We start from the raw sequence: 16,706 nt of genomic DNA on the forward strand, positions 1-16,706 counted from the left end.
TCTCCGCTCTTCACATAATAACAATAGCCTGACGGTTCCCGAACCGACCGAAGGCATAACAAATGTGGCCTGACACTTTATGGAACAATATAAAAAATTCGATGACATTAGTTTTTCACCGATACACCGCAGAATTATGTTGTGGGGTAGCGGAGGCCCTTTTCTTGATGGCTATGTTCTGGTCATCATCGGTATTTCACTGGAACAACTTACCCCGGTTTTAAAACTGGATGCTAACTGGATAGGTTTGATCGGTGCCGCTACGCTGGTTGGCCTGTTTATTGGCACAGCCCTGTTCGGCTATATTGCCGATCTGGTTGGTCGCCGCCTGATGTTTTTAATTGATATTCTGGCCATCGGTCTGATTTCCGTGGCGACTATGTTTGTCTCATCGCCGCTGGAACTGGTGGTAATGCGCTTTTTGATTGGCATTGTCATTGGGGCTGACTACCCCATCGCCACCTCAATGATTGCGGAATTCTCCAGTACCAAACAGCGAGCCTTTACCATGGGATTTATTGCCGCCATGTGGTATATCGGCGCGACGGCTGCCGATCTGGTGGGATATTTGCTCTATGATATGGAAAACGGCTGGCGCTGGATGCTGGGCAGTGCGGCCATTCCTTGTATTATCATACTATTAGGACGTTTTGAACTACCGGAGTCACCCCGCTGGCTGATTCGCAAAGGGCGGGTGAAAGAGTGCCGGGAGCTGATGTTTAAACTGTTTGGCGAGCATGTGGTTTTCGAAGAGGAAAAGGAACCTGAAACCCGCTACCGTCAGATTTTTAGCCGCCGCCATTTCACTTCGCTGCTGTTTGTCGCCATAATCTGGACTTGCCAGGTGATCCCGATGTTTGCCATTTATACTTTCGGTCCGCAAATCATCACTCAACTGGGGCTGAGCGAAGGGAAAGACGCGGTATTGGGCAATGTGATCATCAGTCTGTTTTTCATGCTCGGCTGCCTTCCTGCCATGTACTGGCTGAACAGTATTGGCCGCAGGCCGCTGTTGATTGGCAGTTTTACCATGATGACCATCGCGCTGGCGCTGTTAGGTTTTGTATCCGAACCCGGCATTCTGTTTATTATTATTGCCTTTGCTACCTATGCTTTCTTCTCCGGTGGTCCGGGGATCTTACAGTGGCTGTATCCTAATGAGCTGTTTCCCACCGCCATCCGCGCCTCGGCGGTTGGTGCGGCCATGTCTCTCAGCCGTATAGGTACCATGGTTTCTATCTATGGATTGCCGCTGTTTATGCAGCAGTATGGTATTTCTGCCACCATGCTGGTTGGTGCTGGCGTCTCCCTGTTTGGCTTACTGGTATCGGTGGTACTGGCTCCGGAAACTCGCGGTATGTCGCTGGAACAAACCAGTCAAATGAAACTTTATTAACCTATTTTTGAGAGGGTTGCCCACACGGGCAACCTCCCGGGAGTCAACTAATCCAGATGACGGCAAAAGTAGTCTGCCCCATCGCGCAAGGCTTGATCGGCACTTTTCATCATGCGGGAATAGTGTAAGAAGGCATGCAGGGTTCCGGCATACATCTGATAATGGCAAGGCTGTTGATGTTCACGCAATGTTTGGTACAGGGTTTTGCTATCGTCAATTAACGGGTCAAACTCCGCACCGACGATAAAGCATGGAGGAATATCGCGGGTTAAATCATTATTAAAGATACAGTAATAAGGTGATTCTTTATCCTGATCGTTGGCCAGATAGGCTTGCTCATACTCTTCTAAATCTTTCTGAGTGAGCCCATCCCAGCTGCCACCATACAGGCGACGAGTCATAGAATCCCGTAGGCCATACAACCCGTAATAAAGCAACACACCAGCAACACGGCCACAATCAATGCCACGATCCCGCAGCCACAACGCGGTAGCAAATGACAACATGGCACCAGCAGAATCTCCCGCAAAACCAATTTGTTGCATATTTAACTGATAATCCGCTGCCTGAGCATGAAAATATTGGCAGACGGCAACCGTCTCTTCAATCGCCTGCGGAAATCGCGCTTCAGGGGAAAGTGAATAATCTACCCCTATCACCGCACAGCCGGTGTAGTGTGCCAACAGGCGCATAATGCGATCGTGAGTATCGAGATTACCCACAATAAAACCACCGCCGTGTAAATAAAACAGCGTGGCCCGAGTTTTGTGTTGTGAATAATATATTCGCGTTTCGGTTTCACCATATTTTGTGGCTATTTTTACCGATTGCGTTTTTGCCATTTCAGGCCCTTCACTATTCCAGTATTTACGCTCGTCAATATAACTTTGCCGAATAGTTCCATAATCTGAATTAGCAGGTTGAGGTTTGGCATTTTGTAATTGAAATTGCAATACATCACGCATTTCCTGAGAAATACACTCAAGAACATTCACTTTATTTTCCGGCTTCATTTTATCCTCCAGGCAGATATTGATTAATTTTATTCGTTATCTGCAACCGAACTCTGATCCACTGCACAAAAACAGTAATTAAATGAAATTTATAATAAAATAATCATTCCCGGCGATAAATTGATTTACATTTCTACGCTAAAACAGCAAAAGGTCTAATCCAATATCAATAAATGATGACGATCAATAAATGTAGTCTCACCTTATTTAAATGTCACAAATAATCATTTTAAATTACGCCAAAGACACCTTATTGAAACAATGAGTTAACATTAACAATTAATTGATATTTTTATAAAAAATAGCATAAAAACACATAGTTCTTTGGGGCATGATTAGGTATATTCAGACATATTGATAATTAAAAACTTAAATATCAATACATCGTCGTGACATCTATTTATTGCACTAAAAAATAGATAAATGCTGGCAATATTATAGGTTAGTAGTCCTGATGAAATAGGTGAGAATATGTACAGACAGTATGTTCAAGAACCTTTATATCTTTCCGTCGCTCGCTGGGTAATGCAGCAAAGTCGTTGGATTAGCGCCACAGAGATAGCAGAGCACTTCGAGCTGACTCCGTGTAAAGCTATCAACACCGTATCCTATATTCTTTCTGCGGTTGACGAGATAACCTGCAAAACTAAAAGCGTGCCTAACCAGCTGGAAGGTCGTGGCTGTCAGTGTCAGCGCCTGATTCAGGTGAGCCATATTGATGAGGTAATCACTACTCGCATCAAGAACGCCGTTAATAATGAAGCTGACAACGATCCGGTATCACGTTTAGATCCATCCCTGCGCGTTCCCCCTCCGGAACTGAACCGCGAACAAAAATGGCAATGGATGCTCTCTAAAGGGCAACGCAAGTAATCCTCCACGGTTAACCGGCCTGACGGCTGAGTTTCAATACTCCGTCAGGCCCCTGTTCAGCCACTCTGCCTATAAAACCGGCAAACGGTTAAGTCGCTGGTGTGTACAGGGATAAATCTGTTATAATCGTTCAATCAACTTGGGGCTGATTCTGGATTCGACGGGATTTGCGAAACCCAAGGTGCATGCCGAGGTGCGGTAGGCCTCGTTAACAAACCGCAAAAAAATAGTCGCAAACGACGAAAACTACGCACTAGCAGCTTAATAACCTGCTCAGAGCCCTCTCTCCCTAGCCTCCGCTCTTAGGACGGGGATCAAGAGAGGTCAAAACCAAAAGAGATCGTGTGGATGCCTTGCTTGGGGTTGAAGCATTAAAATTAATCAAGCTAGTCTGGTAGTGGCGTGTCTGTCCGCAGCTGCCAGGCGAATGTAAAGACCAGACTAAGCATGTAGTACCGACGGTGTAGAAATTTCGGACGCGGGTTCAACTCCCGCCAGCTCCACCACATAAGATAGGACAGTGCATTTAAAAACAAAGAGTTATGATTTTAAGTGGACTGAGGCAGGACAGAGAATGGACAAAAAAGAATACGCAAAGGATACGCGGACGCTTTTAGTTAACTGTTCTACCTATCACTGGATTCTCGTTTCAAAAAGTAAATAAATGTAACAATTTTCTTTTTGTAAAAATTCACATCATCTTTACATCTAACATCATCAGACATTGCTGCCTCCATAAGATTACTGTATAAATAAACAGTAATCACAACCAACGGAGGTTCAGTATGCGTGTAGAAATCACTATCGATAAACGAAATCAGAAGCAGTTGCCAAGTAATGGTCTTGCTGTTGTGGAAAATGAACTACAAAAACGATTGTCAAAAAAGTATCCCGGTACCGGTATTCGAGTCCGCTTTTCATCTGCGACTAGTATTAGCGTTACTGGCGGCTCTAAAGATCAGTCTGCTGCTGTTAACAAAATCGTTGAGCAAATGTTTGAAGAGTCAGAAGATTGGATGTCTAATTAAAAGGTATTAGATATCCACAATGATGGAAATATGCTGATTCAGTGAAGAGAATGAGGATAAATGTAGTGCTTCTTTACTTGCTCATAAACGGGGGGATTGAAAAGAGCCACTGCTCATCTGTGGCTCATTATCATTATTTTTCGGTCAATGGTTCAAGATTAGGCTTATCAGAATAAACCTGTACCCGTAAATCAACCCATCGCCCTGTTGGAATATCAACGGGGTCTCCATCATTGTATCCTTGAATATTATTCTGAGCGAATAATGGGGCGTTAGGATGTGAGCGATGGTATGTCTTAACCAAAATATCACCGCTAGATCCCACCACGTAATCTACCCAAATCATGGGTTGTTTATTCTCGTCACATGGTATTTCAATATGCCATGCTCTATTGGAATTCAATCCCATAATTGCGCCAGATAAATGATATACCCCCTCAGAAACACGTTTAGATATTACCCCTTCTGCCTCTCCATTTGGCGCACATGAACCATCACTAAATAATTTAACAACAGGAGAAGCTCGTTTGATAAAGCCATTTACGTCAACGGTTGTATTGACCTGATTCCAGAATAAACCACCAATGGAATTTACAATGTTACCATCGTTACGGAATACCCATGTTCGAGTGTAAATATCACCGTCAGAGCACGCCATCGCTATGCCGCTTAAATTCGGATTAGAATCAGGTGAGGAATAGAAACCTATCGAACCATATAATGACCATTTACCAATAAGATTACATCTTTGCTTTAAATATGGCAGATATGAATCAGGCCAAACATCGATTTCATTTGTGTAACCCACCATCGCAATATCTCGCCACCCACCCTGCCCGGATGCTTGGGCCGAGTACATTGGTTGAGTTGCTCCTACAGTGACAACATTTCCTTTTAAGGTTCCTGTATCGAGAATTGCAGCATTACCAAGACCTAAACTCTCCCGTGCATTTATAGCATCAGCACAAGCTAGCAATACACGCCCCATTGCCCTTACCGAGCTTGTAGCTACTTCATTAACACCTGTAGTATAAATAATCTGATTTTCTGCTGTATCCAAACCAGAAATAGCCGTTAATAAATCGTTTTTGTCCTGTTTACCATCAGTGGCGGCCACTGCTCTATCAGCTTCTGTTTTAGCTCTATTTGCTTCCCAAATTGCCACATCCGTTTTTTCTGTCGCAGTAGTTGCCGCCTGCTGTGATAATTCTCTATCAGCTGCAACAGCCTGCTTATCACTACTCACAGCTGTTTTATCTGCTGCTGTAGCCATGGCATCCGCCGCCGCGGTTGTTGCAGCATTTACAGCTTCTGTTTTCGCTGCCAACACAGCGGTAGTATCAACCACAACTTGATCATATTTTTGGGTTAAATCAACCTGAATGTTTTCTGAAATGGTTCTTGCTGCTTCAGCTCTGGTTGCATCTGTGCTGGCTGCATTTTTCGACGCTTCAGCGCTGGCTGCTGCCTGTTCTGCTTTTTCTGCATCTGTGCTGGCTGCGTTTTTCGACGCTTCAGCACTATTGGCAGCAGCCTCTGCTGATGTTTTTAATGCTGTAACTGTCACAACGTCTGCCGCAGTACTGGCTGCATTGTCGCTTGATGTTGCAGCGGACGCCGCTGCACTGGTTTTAGAATTGCTTGCATCCAGAGTATCGGCACTGACTTGTTGTTGCTTTGCCGTCACATCGGTTTGAATAGAACGAACATCATTAAGAATATTATCAGCAAGATCTTTATCTGCTTTTGCTTCATCTGCCGCCTGTCGTGCCTCATCGCGCAGTTGTTGAAAAATAAGAACCAGCTCTGGAGTTAAATCACTTTCACCAAGCATCATCAGAAAATCATTTAAAGTACCAGGCAGCGAATCAGCATACACATCAATACTACCAACACGCTTTGGAGGAAATCCCCGGACATATAGTGAAACTTCGTATTTCCCCGGTTCGACCTGCATGGTGTATGCACCGGTAATATCAACCCCAAGGAGAGCGTCAGTTTCAACAACAACGGTTAAGGAAGTCTTTTTACAATGAAGCTCGATAGTACATTTCGGGATCGGTTTACCCATCCCATCGCGTAAAACGCCAGAGATTTTAATAGCCATGATTGACCTTTTAAATTGAGATTAGAAGTAGTCTGTTGCGTCTAAAATGGGAAGTGTGGTACTGGTTACACGCCAGCCTTGGTATATGCCACCAGTGTAAGTAAAGTTGGTTAACAACTGATTATTCCCCACGGCACACTGGTTGCCATTCATGGTTATGCCGGTTCGGTACATAAAATAGTTATTGGTATTTCGTATAACTAAATTCATGCCCGGTGAACAAACCGGTACCATCATCTGTTGAACACCAGCAGGGGCGCCGAGCCATTGCATCCCATTCGGTGTGGGTATAGTTACTTCACCTCGAAGTAGTAGTGGCCGGTGAGCACTGGTAAAAGTTGCTTGCCCCAATGCGTTATAAATAGCAAAACCATATTGCGGAATAGTGAGGCTAAAACCACTGGAAACATAAATTATATAGGTTTCAACAGTAGCGGAATTGCCATTAAAATCTGTTGCAATCACGCCAGTTAAATCTGATGTTGGAGCAAGAGAAACATTAGGATTGGTAAAGTTAGCAAATATCACACCATTCCCTCTACCCGGAATATTAGCAGGCAAATACCAGGTACCATTGATTAATACTCTCGCTGAATATGTGACAACGCCAGCCATACCGCTATTTGTAATCGCTGAATAATCCGTTGCATCCCTCAGCATCAATCCATATGAACCAGTGTTTCCTGCGGGGTAAATCTGCATCGCGGCTATTGCCATATCTTTAACAGAACTATCACCAGCAAAATTGGGAGTGACTTTACTCCCTGATATATTGAAGTGAGTGACATAAGCCGGAACTTTATATGCCAACCCTGGCACATTATTTCCATTACCCGTAATGATCGGAATAACATACATTTTTGTGCCAGAAACATAATCCGTAAAATAACAGTTATTCCAGTCCTGCCAGTTCGGGTACTCATCCTTTTTCGTTCCCAAAAAAGAAGCGGCCCGTGCGCCACTTGTCATATTGATTGACTTACCTTCCCCTTGATTCATCAAAAAACCATATTCAGCCATTACCAGAGTTTCCCCATGCGCGTCATCAGTTGACCATAGTCGTTATAGACATCAACCGAACTGGAAGTAATCTGTAATCCAACACTGGCGTTAGCATTGCGGATTGCTACATTTCCATACTGATCGACAATGAATCGGTCGTTAATATTAAGTGTCCCCCCCTGAATGCTGGCAGCAACAAGGGCACCACCTCTGATTACCGGTGCATAAATTTCCGTACCGGCTACCAGCCGATCGCCGCGAATAGTTCCCAGTGCAATCAGATCACCATCAATAAACAACATAGGCGTGATCCAGTCAGTGCCGTTATACATTCGAGAATCAGCCCGATCGACCTTGCCAGCACCATTAACTGAATAAAATGTTAATACTGTATCAATACCAGGATCGGTACCGAATGCCGACCGGAAAAGCGCATTTGCAACTTCTGCACTGCCGGGGAAAACACCCGAAGCTGATTTAATACGAAAAATCCCACCAGCCCCATTCCCCAAATCATTTTTAGAAGAAACACTGGTACCATCCAATAGCTGGATTTCACCTTTTAAAATCAGAGTTTTTCTGTTGTTGTCCCAGTATAAATTCCGTTCAAACGAATCAGGATCGGTAAATGAAACAAAATCAGCAAGAAAATCGATAGCGCTGGCCTCATCCCCTGCCGTGATCGTGATACCGGTTACCCGGTTATCTTTATTCACAACCAACGCGGCACGGTCTTCCAGTAGCACGATGTTGCTGCTATTTTCCTCTACCATTTCTGATAGTTCTTTCGCCCAGTCCAGCTTTGGAATTTCAGGACCAATCAAATCCAGAATATCTTCTGGCTTCAGTTGCGTCCGCACTTGCTGGATCATCATATTAGACCGGCCAACACCATTAACCGCCTGCACGCCATACCAGTATTCAGTGTCCGGCGTACAGTTCACATCATTAAGAACGGTTGCCCGTCCAAGATAGTTTGATTGTGCAATGACCTCTGCCTCAGTCATTCCTTTATAGAATTCGTACTGAGTACCAAGGCTGGTTGGCTTCGTTACAACCGGTTTTATGGTTACGTTAAAGTTGCCTACAGTAACCTGAAGATGATCGGGTAATGACGGAGGACCAATCTCAAAGACTGTCGTTGTCTCTGTTCCAAGTTGACCAGCAGGATTTTTACCCCGGATAGCTACGGAATAATTACCCAGTGGAAGGTTGCCACATAAGAATTCAGTATCAGACACGATTTCACGCTTATGCACCATATCTTCTCGCATCAGTTTCACATCGAACACTAAACCACTCATAACTCGTGGAGTGTCCCAGGTCATGCGGATCTGGAATACATCAGAATCTGGCATAGCTTCGATCTGTAAATGCTCAACAGGCGGGATCCTCCCGCTATATAACGTATTCGTGTCAGGGTCAAAGACGGTACCATTATCAACCACGCCCTCTTTTTCTGGTACGTGCTGAATAGCTGAAATGGTATAGATTCCCTCATCCTCAGATATACCCAGCGCCCTGAATAATCGCGGTTTAATTGTTGCTGTTGATAATGTCCACATCCCGTAATCGGTCATGCCATCAATGGCCCTGCCAAGTACCAAGATATTTGGTTCTGGATGGGAAAAAACCTGAACTTTTTGCGGTATGCCATTATTATCGATGTAACCAAAAAAAGCCTGTTCATCGTCAGTAATAACAACATCACGATCCAATGTTACGGTTTGTTTTCCATCATCAATACTGACTATACGACCACCAATTCTGGCGCCAGCAAAATTGTTATCAGCAACTTCAATAATATCGCCGGGTAGGTGTTTAATTCCCTCTCTGCCAACCTGAAAACTGACTGTCTGTTTTTCCAGTCGTTCTGTTTCTAATATCCATTTTCCTGCCCGGTGTGCCTGTCCGCGAGAAGTACAGCCGAAAGCATCAACCTGACTGACATTCAGTCCATATCGGGCGATCAACGTATCATCTGCTACATACTCTGTTGCTGTTTCCCACCCGTTATTCGGATCCACATAACGAACATGTACGGCGGTATGTCTCGCTTTTTGGGCGCTGGAGGAATAAGAAAACTTACCATCGATTACGTTGGCATTACTGTACCGCCAGACTGGATCTGACGGCCTGTCCATAATGCAGGACATTTGTAGCCCATCCCAAACCGGTATGGCCCGAAACACCGATGCCAAATCATCCAGTAAATCTTTAGCCTGCCGTTGATCGGTAATATAGGCATTACAGGTCATGCGGGGCTCTTTCCCGCCAAAACCATCATCAACAAGCTGATCACAATACTGAGAAATGATATACAGCGAAAACTTATCGCAGCCAAATTGCCCTAAACGCTTACCCAGTCCATACCGCTCGTTGGTGACTAAATCATAAAATATCCAGGCAGGATTATTGGTCCAACTGGGTTTAAAATTACCAGTCCATAATCCGTTATAAGTGCGGTTTACCGGATCGTAGTTATCAGGAACCTGAACAATTAACCCATCAATAAGATATTGTCGGCTTGGTACCCCGTTGAACTGTTCAGAATCAAACTGAAGCCCAACAACAGCGCTATTGGGGTAGGTTAGTTTGGTATCAATAATTTCGGTATAGCTCGACCAGAGCGTTTTATTTTCCAGCCGGGATGATGTGCTATCTTCATTCGTCCGGACAACCCGAATATTGAAAGGCCGCGCCGGGAGATCGTTAATAATGACAGAGCGTAAATATTGACTTCGGGTCTTACCGTTAATGTCGACCGTTTCCACAGTGCGCCAAATAGAACCGTTACCAACCTGTACAAGCATCTGAACCCAACTGCCATAGGTATCACCTTTATCAGTGATTTCATACAGCGCAGAAACCCCTACCGTGATACGAATGCGATCAATATCTACATCGGTAATCGTTCTGACAATTGGTGTTGCATGTTTTACTTCGCTTCCAACAGAAACCTCATTTTCTGAAGATGGAAACCCAGATAAATAATCCTGAGCCTGGGTACCAGCAACCCACTGTAAATTCACACCAGCAAAATTATTGGTACCATCATCACCCTGTACCTGCGTTTTATTCAGGTACACACCACGCAAGCCACCCACAGGGCCTTCGATCTGCCCTTCGCATAACATATCAATGATAGATAGTTTCTGTTTTGATTTTAGATTATCTGGTTGTTCCGTTGGAGTGTAAGAACTGCCGCCGCCTTTACCCATAGCTATTTAGCTCCACAAACAAAAAAACCTGCCGAAGCAGGTCATAAAATTATGTTTTATTTATTCCGTACTCAGTCCCTGAGAAAGGACTTTAGAGCCTATCATCATGCGACCATAACACAGTGGTACTGGCTGCCCTTGGGCTACCGTGTTATCCAGACTTGAAAAGGAGGTATTATTATTCGTTGCTCCTTCTTCTGCCTTTTTAGTCTTCGGTGTTTTTGTCAGCATTGTTGCTACTCCGCCCATTAGGAGCCCTAAACCAGCACCAAATGCAGCTGGCCCCAACCATATTGATGCAACCATTAAAGCAACACCGGCAACGGCCTGAAAAATTCCTATGCCAGACTTTGAACCAACAGACCGTGGGATAATATGGATAACATCGTTTTCTTTTAATACCGTTAACATCCCGTACTGCAGTCCACTTTCATTGATATCATTGCCAGCAATACGAACCCGGTAATAATCTCCCTGAATATGCTGACGTAAGCCGGGTATCTGTAATGCTAACGCTCTGATAGCTTCTGCCGCATTTACTACATTCAGATTGAACTTGCGGCCATATCGTTGTAGATCGCCGTAAAACCGCACGATAGCCATGCTTTATGCCTCCAGATTGAATGGGTGTACTTGAGCCAATAACCGTTATAAACGTCCCGTTTACTCATACGATTCGGACAATGATGTAATACTTGCTGATCACCACAATAAATAGCGGCATGATTGGCTTTATGGCTACCAAGACAAATTAAAATAATATCGCCAGCCTCTGGATTTTCTACCTGGTAAAATCCTGTTGCTGCCATATTATCAATATAGAGATCCTGCCCGGCTTCCCACCAATCCTCCGAGCGTGAAAATTCAGGCATATTTATGCCAGCCAGATGATAAGCATCCCTAAACAAGGTATAACAATCCATAACACCATGTTTGAAATCTCGCCCCAATAACGGAACTATGTTTCTGTATTGATAAAGTGAGCCATCACATACCAACCACCAATCAAGGTCTGTACGCCGCTGTATTTCTCTATCTGTAGCACTCAAAACCGGCAATCCGTCAGGGTGGCTGTGAACTAATGCAATAATCTCTCCTGCGGTATAAGCCCTCAGCCAATCATCCGGGGAAATTTCAAAATGTTCTGTTGGTACATCGGCTATATTCACGCAGGGCATGTAGTGCTGCCCGTTCGCTGTGGCTATCACAAAGCCGCATGATTCCTCTGGATAACATGCAGAAGCATGATCCAGTATTTGTCGTTCAATCATTTTATTTACCGGGACATTTTAGAAACAGAAGGGAAGCCACCAAAGGGGAGTGGATTGCTTTTGCCAAACCTGAGTTTGCAAGATGTCAGGCGTTTACCACATTTATCACATGCAGGATCTGTTGTTGGATTATCAAACTCATCAGCAACAGCCCCGCCGGTATATCCACACTCAGAACTACGATAAATCCAGTTACAGGTATCTGCGATAATAGCTCTGGCTGGTAATAATGCGCCGTCGCTCTCACATGGCAGAGCTAATTCGAACTTGGCAAAGTCAGCTTCTAAGGCTGTCATCCGTTCAACAATGTAACGAGAAACCAGCTCTTGTGTTGGATCTGCCAGCGGATTGCCATCAAGAAAATTATCAGTATCAAGAAACTTACTATACATCTGACGGCGCGTAACAATCGCACCAACCAGATCATCATAATCCTGACTTAAACCAGTTATCAGTCCGGTAATATTGGCAGCGGTTAATGTTGGTCTGTTACTCGTCCCTTGCCCATTGAATTCAAACCCGCTAGCCTCAATTGGATATGGCTCGTATGTTTTTCCCTGCCATTTGATTGAACTTCTTATTTCATTCATTCCAGAATGAAATCGAAATAAATCACCGCCAATATGTGTTAAATCAAGCTCAAACAGTTCAACCAATACATCCTGATTAGGTCTTGCCGTTTCCAATAGAGTTTGTTTTGGTAAATCCTGCATATATTCCCCAGAATTTAGACAATAAAAAACCCCGCATGTAGCGAGGCTTAATAATTATAATGTTATTAAAATGCTGTAGGATGCATGCCAAAATCGCCGCCACTTCCATAGCCAACTCTGTAAATGATAGTTTTATTTTCTATAACATTTATGCTGGCTTCTACCAACCCACCAACGCAAATCCCATTTGGTTTCGCACTAATAATATGTTCTCCAATGGTAGGGTATATAACTAGCTTTTCACTGGTTGATAAATCAGCAATATCCATTCCATCAAGATATACTTTTGTATCGCATGGACTGCCCAATATCCCACTATCACGTTTAATAATTACTTCGCCAGTTCCGGATTTTTTTATAGCAAAATTTTTGTTAAAAACGCGGGAATCAGGAACGGACTTTGCTTCTGTAGTACTAACAGGATTCGTCGAACAACCACTCATAACTATAATACAGGCAAGTACAACCAATTTTTTACTCATCCTTCCACCTTGTAATTAGCTATAAACTGCATAATAAAGTTTAATCGAGTAACTTTATCATGCCACAACCTCTTCAAATTCACAGGATATTTCTGTAACCGTACTTCCTACTGATGGAGTCCACTTACGACAAACAACCTTAATTGGCTCGTAACGATGTGGGGGCGTCCACAAAAATGTTTCAACCCCACCATGTTGATACAGAAAATCATCAATTAACCATGCCTCATGTCGTGGCACTCTAAAAGTAAGTGAATAAGAACGAAGTTTATTATTAATACCATTTGGTTGACGCTGCTCATACCCATCACCAAATTTCACCACTCTAACTTTCGGTTCTGTTGGTACAGACATGCCAGGTGCAGCGCACCAATGAAAGGTTTCCATGCTTACCTCTTATTCAACAAACCACCTGAACGTTGCTCATTGGTTATCACCTCCATAACCTTGCTCTTGATTAAGCCACTTAATGCTTTAGCGTCCTCCATTCCTATCCCTTCACTAACTGAAAGTGGAACAGTGATATTAATATTTCCCCCTCCCCGATTGCCATTAGCATTACTCAGATAGTTTTTCAAATCAGCGTTTGTACGGGAATCAACAACACGCTCACCGCGATCAAGTAACCAGGTACCTTCGCGAGGAACGTTATCAATTCCATCATGAGCCATTCCTGAAATAGCTTGACCTGCTATCATCCCTATTGATGCATAACCTAAACCACGAACAACACTAGCTGCTGGAATTCCAAGAATTGTCCCCATTTCCAAAGCCTTTGTTGCTGCAACCTCTGTACTTATCATTGCCTGAGCGATCGCTGCGGCCTTACTGGCTAAAAACATGGTTTTATAAGCGGCGCTACTTTTATCTCCCATTTGTGACATCATGTCAGCCATCTGGCCGGTCATACTGGAAATAACGCCCAGAGAAGCAGATGCATACGCCATTTGAATATCTTTACGGCGATCGGCATTCATCTGTTCAATTTCAATCAGGCGATCAGAGTGTGTTTTTGCATCAATTTCTTTCTGTGCAAATAACTCATTCTGTAACTGAAGCTGCTGATCATTCCATTTTTTAAGCTCAACCTCAGCACCTGCAATGTTAATCAATTCACCGGCGGCACCACCTACTTCAGGAGATAAACCACCAAACTTTGGCGCTTTTGTTACGCTGGCTTTTGATGCCTTTTCAACTGCTGCGGCTAACTCCTCTGATGATAGTTTCGCATCACGAATAACCTTCAGTCGTTCTTTCGTTGTCGCCAATGCTTTTTCTTCTGCGGTTTGCAGATCGGACATAGTGTCCTGATAAGCCTTTTTAGCATTAAGCCGATCTATTTCGATCGCTCTTTGCTCTATTGCTGCTTTTTTTGCTGCATCCAGACTTTTCAGTTCACCATGAGCAAGCTGATAACGCTGCTTGGCCAGTTCCGTTGTTTGCCCGAATAATGCAATTTGTTGGTCAAGGCTTTCCAGTTGACGCTGATAAGACTGGGCTATTCCGTTAGAGGCTTTATGAGATGCGGTTAAAGCTTTTGTCTGCTTACCTTCATCAAAAAGTTGACCTAACTTTGCGGCATAATCAGTCAACTTTAGAGCCATTTCATCAGATATAGCCCCTGACATAATTTGCCCCTTTGCCAGAGCAATAAGGTCATCTTTATGCTTCAGTGCAGCATCACCGGCGGCTTTTTGTAATCCGGCAAGAATATAGGCTTCTCTTGCAGCTCCGGCGGCATTTAATCGAGAAACATCCAGTTGTAGCGCCAGAGAATCAGCAGCCTTGCCAAAACCTTCAAAATCTTTCGTTATTTCAGTCGTAGCAGGTGAAGCGCTTTCAATGGTTCCTGTCAGGGCTTCAACTGTTTTAGCCATCCAGGAGAATTTATCAGTCAGCATACCGCTAACATTGGCACTGGTTTCCTGCGTCTGATTTAACCGTTTCTGATCAAGTTCAAGCTCACCAAGAAGAACGGCTTTACGGCGTAATAATTCTTCCTCTGAACCCAGCGCCCGAATATAAAGCGATGAGATATTTCCATACCCAACCTGTCCTGCCTTATATTTTTCAAGCGCTACAGTTATTCCCTCTAATTCAGCTTTCTTTTTCGCAATAGAATCAGATTGAATATCTTCAGAATCAAGTAACTTCGCCTTATTTGCCCGTAACTGGGCTTCACTCATGCTATTAAGTGATTTTTCCAAATCTCCCAGTGAATCAGCAAATGCAATAGCTGACTCTCTGGCCTGCTCTGATTTTTGATGAAAATAGAATATTGCCCCGGCAGCAAGCATTGCAGCCCCAACCGGACCACCAAGTAACCCTAACGCTTTACTGGCTAAACCAGCCGTAACAGAAAGTCGGCTTTGTACCGCTGCCAGTTGTGCCGTTGCCGCAGTTTCTGCCTGAGTTAATCTTATAACTTCAGCTGAGTTAGCGGCTAATTGCCGACGAATGACAGCTCTGGACTGCTCTGTTTGTGCCAGATTCAATTGAGCAACTAATGATTTCTGGGCGGCAATAGCTCCGGCACGTTCTGTATTAATTAAAGAAAGTGATGTGGTTAATCCCTCTCTTTGTGCGGCGGCAAGCGCCAGTTGACCTTGTGTAGATGAAATTAACTGCCTAGTTGATCCTGCCAGACTGGAAGACCAGCCACCAATGGTTCTGGCAAGTCCAACGCTGACTAATACACCACCTGCCAACGCTACACTATCAATATTTTTAGCAACACCATCCAGAACGCCGGAGATACCCGCAGTAGCGCCACTGGCCTGATTAGCGCCACCAACCCACTCCATAAAGGCGTTTGACACGCGAGTTGAAGCGGCGCTGACACTATTTGGCATAGACTCAAATTCAGACCGGAGTTTTCCAATCTGGCTGATCAATGCCGGTACAATTTTATCAGTGGTTAACGCCCCTGCATCAGCCAGACCTTTCAGATCTTTCTGAGCAACTCCCATGCCATCCGCTAATGCTTTCATCAATCGCGGGCTGGACTGGGCTACAGAGTTAAAATCCTGCCCCCGAAGAACGCCACGCCCAAGTGCTTGGGACAATTGAGTAATTGCAGAGGATGTTTCCTGCGCGGTTGCTCCGGACACCTGCAACCCTGTCGATAACGCATCGGTGAGCTTCAGTATATCCTGAGTGCCATAGCCCCATTCACGAAGAGACGATGACGTTCTTGAGAATAATGCCGCATTATCTGCAAACGCCGTTCCGGTTCGCTGGCTGATTTCCATCAGTCCGGATTGTGCATTGGAAAAGTCGCCGGCATCCGTTGTGGCCAGTTTAATTCTGGCAGAAAGAGAATTATAAGAATCAGCAAGTTGGATCAAGTTCCGTGTTGCAAACGCACCGGCAAATGCCCCCGCCATTCCCAGCGCCATGTTTTTAGCTTCAGATAACTGAGCCGTTACAGAGGATAACGCCCGCTGTGAATCTCTTGAAGCAGCAGCTGCCTGACGTCCGCCACTTTGCATGGTGCGATAATAATCGCTCCCCATACGTGAAGCGCGGGCAATCTCAGACTGAAAAGATTGGGAGTTTGCCGAAATTTTAATAATGAGTTCACGTAAAGTGGCCATCATT

At 44.3% G+C, this 16,706-nt stretch carries 13 protein-coding genes and 1 other RNA gene; 4 read left to right on the forward strand and 10 right to left on the reverse strand.

Annotation, left to right across the window (positions count from 1 at the left end):
- Positions 1–79 precede the first annotated feature (79 nt).
- Positions 80–1,396, forward strand: a complete 1,317-nt coding sequence (locus EKN56_RS12520) for an MFS transporter (protein ID WP_130592081.1) — start codon at positions 80–82, stop codon at positions 1,394–1,396.
- Between the two features lie 47 nt (positions 1,397–1,443).
- Here EKN56_RS12520 and aes read toward each other — a convergent pair whose 3' ends face one another.
- Positions 1,444–2,409 carry an acetyl esterase gene (aes, locus tag EKN56_RS12525; protein WP_130592082.1) on the reverse strand — a complete coding sequence of 322 codons (966 nt, stop codon included), beginning with the start codon at positions 2,407–2,409 and terminating at the stop codon, positions 1,444–1,446.
- Positions 2,410–2,880: 471 nt separating this feature from the next.
- On the opposite strand from aes, the gene caiF reads away from it, so the two are divergent.
- The 3 genes from caiF (at position 2,881) to EKN56_RS12540 (ending at position 4,310) form a co-directional block, all read left to right on the forward strand.
- On the forward strand, positions 2,881–3,282 hold the full coding sequence (gene caiF / locus EKN56_RS12530; protein ID WP_130592083.1) for a carnitine metabolism transcriptional regulator CaiF: 402 nt from the start codon (positions 2,881–2,883) through the stop codon (positions 3,280–3,282).
- Between the two features lie 141 nt (positions 3,283–3,423).
- Positions 3,424–3,788, forward strand: a transfer-messenger RNA (tmRNA) gene (gene ssrA, locus EKN56_RS12535).
- Between the two features lie 279 nt (positions 3,789–4,067).
- Positions 4,068–4,310 (forward strand): DinI-like family protein, encoded by a 243-nt coding sequence (locus EKN56_RS12540; protein ID WP_130592084.1) that lies wholly within the window; start codon positions 4,068–4,070, stop codon positions 4,308–4,310.
- Between the two features lie 133 nt (positions 4,311–4,443).
- On the opposite strand, the gene EKN56_RS12545 is transcribed toward EKN56_RS12540, so the two are convergent.
- The 9 genes from EKN56_RS12545 to EKN56_RS12585 form a co-directional block, all read right to left on the reverse strand.
- Positions 4,444–6,417 (reverse strand): phage tail fiber protein, encoded by a 1,974-nt coding sequence (locus EKN56_RS12545; RefSeq protein ID WP_130592085.1) that lies wholly within the window; start codon positions 6,415–6,417, stop codon positions 4,444–4,446.
- A 21-nt stretch (positions 6,418–6,438) separates the two neighbouring features.
- Positions 6,439–7,437 carry a DUF6453 family protein gene (locus EKN56_RS12550; protein ID WP_130592086.1) on the reverse strand — a complete coding sequence of 333 codons (999 nt, stop codon included), beginning with the start codon at positions 7,435–7,437 and terminating at the stop codon, positions 6,439–6,441.
- Entirely contained in the window at positions 7,437–10,640 is a 3,204-nt protein-coding gene (locus tag EKN56_RS12555) for a host specificity protein J (RefSeq protein WP_130592087.1), read from the reverse strand. The genes EKN56_RS12550 and EKN56_RS12555 overlap by 1 nt, the downstream gene beginning before the upstream one ends.
- Before the next feature lie 60 nt (positions 10,641–10,700).
- A complete protein-coding gene (locus EKN56_RS12560) occupies positions 10,701–11,243 on the reverse strand; it encodes a tail assembly protein (protein WP_130592088.1) in 543 nt (180 codons plus the stop codon).
- The gene (locus EKN56_RS12565) at positions 11,186–11,911 is read right to left on the reverse strand and encodes a C40 family peptidase (protein ID WP_130592089.1); all 726 of its coding nucleotides are present in this window, start codon (positions 11,909–11,911) and stop codon (positions 11,186–11,188) included. Before EKN56_RS12565 ends, EKN56_RS12560 begins: the two co-directional genes overlap by 58 nt.
- A gap of 5 nt (positions 11,912–11,916) precedes the next feature.
- Positions 11,917–12,624, reverse strand: coding sequence for a phage minor tail protein L (locus tag EKN56_RS12570; protein ID WP_130592090.1), 708 nt, complete (start codon positions 12,622–12,624; stop codon positions 11,917–11,919).
- 65 nt (positions 12,625–12,689) lie between these two features.
- A complete protein-coding gene (locus EKN56_RS12575) occupies positions 12,690–13,106 on the reverse strand; it encodes a hypothetical protein (protein ID WP_130592091.1) in 417 nt (138 codons plus the stop codon).
- Between the two features lie 57 nt (positions 13,107–13,163).
- A complete protein-coding gene (locus EKN56_RS12580; RefSeq protein ID WP_130592092.1) occupies positions 13,164–13,493 on the reverse strand; it encodes a phage tail protein in 330 nt (109 codons plus the stop codon).
- A gap of 2 nt (positions 13,494–13,495) precedes the next feature.
- Positions 13,496–16,702 (reverse strand): tape measure protein, encoded by a 3,207-nt coding sequence (locus EKN56_RS12585; protein WP_185955873.1) that lies wholly within the window; start codon positions 16,700–16,702, stop codon positions 13,496–13,498.
- Positions 16,703–16,706: the final 4 nt, after the last annotated feature.

The organism is Limnobaculum zhutongyuii, assembly GCF_004295645.1.
Taxonomy (GTDB): Bacteria; Pseudomonadota; Gammaproteobacteria; order Enterobacterales; family Enterobacteriaceae; genus Limnobaculum; species Limnobaculum zhutongyuii.

What these genes read in the sequence shown, in the direction of transcription:
- EKN56_RS12520 (WP_130592081.1), top strand. Translation starts at nt 80, where the DNA reads ATGGAACAATATAAAAAATTCGATGACATTAGTTTTTCACCGATACAC.
- aes (WP_130592082.1), bottom strand. Translation starts at nt 2,409, where the DNA reads ATGAAGCCGGAAAATAAAGTGAATGTTCTTGAGTGTATTTCTCAGGAA.
- caiF (WP_130592083.1), top strand. Translation starts at nt 2,881, where the DNA reads ATGTACAGACAGTATGTTCAAGAACCTTTATATCTTTCCGTCGCTCGC.
- EKN56_RS12540 (WP_130592084.1), top strand. Translation starts at nt 4,068, where the DNA reads ATGCGTGTAGAAATCACTATCGATAAACGAAATCAGAAGCAGTTGCCA.
- EKN56_RS12545 (WP_130592085.1), bottom strand. Translation starts at nt 6,417, where the DNA reads ATGGCTATTAAAATCTCTGGCGTTTTACGCGATGGGATGGGTAAACCG.
- EKN56_RS12550 (WP_130592086.1), bottom strand. Translation starts at nt 7,437, where the DNA reads ATGGCTGAATATGGTTTTTTGATGAATCAAGGGGAAGGTAAGTCAATC.
- EKN56_RS12555 (WP_130592087.1), bottom strand. Translation starts at nt 10,640, where the DNA reads ATGGGTAAAGGCGGCGGCAGTTCTTACACTCCAACGGAACAACCAGAT.
- EKN56_RS12560 (WP_130592088.1), bottom strand. Translation starts at nt 11,243, where the DNA reads ATGGCTATCGTGCGGTTTTACGGCGATCTACAACGATATGGCCGCAAG.
- EKN56_RS12565 (WP_130592089.1), bottom strand. Translation starts at nt 11,911, where the DNA reads ATGATTGAACGACAAATACTGGATCATGCTTCTGCATGTTATCCAGAG.
- EKN56_RS12570 (WP_130592090.1), bottom strand. Translation starts at nt 12,624, where the DNA reads ATGCAGGATTTACCAAAACAAACTCTATTGGAAACGGCAAGACCTAAT.
- EKN56_RS12575 (WP_130592091.1), bottom strand. Translation starts at nt 13,106, where the DNA reads ATGAGTAAAAAATTGGTTGTACTTGCCTGTATTATAGTTATGAGTGGT.
- EKN56_RS12580 (WP_130592092.1), bottom strand. Translation starts at nt 13,493, where the DNA reads ATGGAAACCTTTCATTGGTGCGCTGCACCTGGCATGTCTGTACCAACA.
- EKN56_RS12585 (WP_185955873.1), bottom strand. Translation starts at nt 16,702, where the DNA reads ATGGCCACTTTACGTGAACTCATTATTAAAATTTCGGCAAACTCCCAA.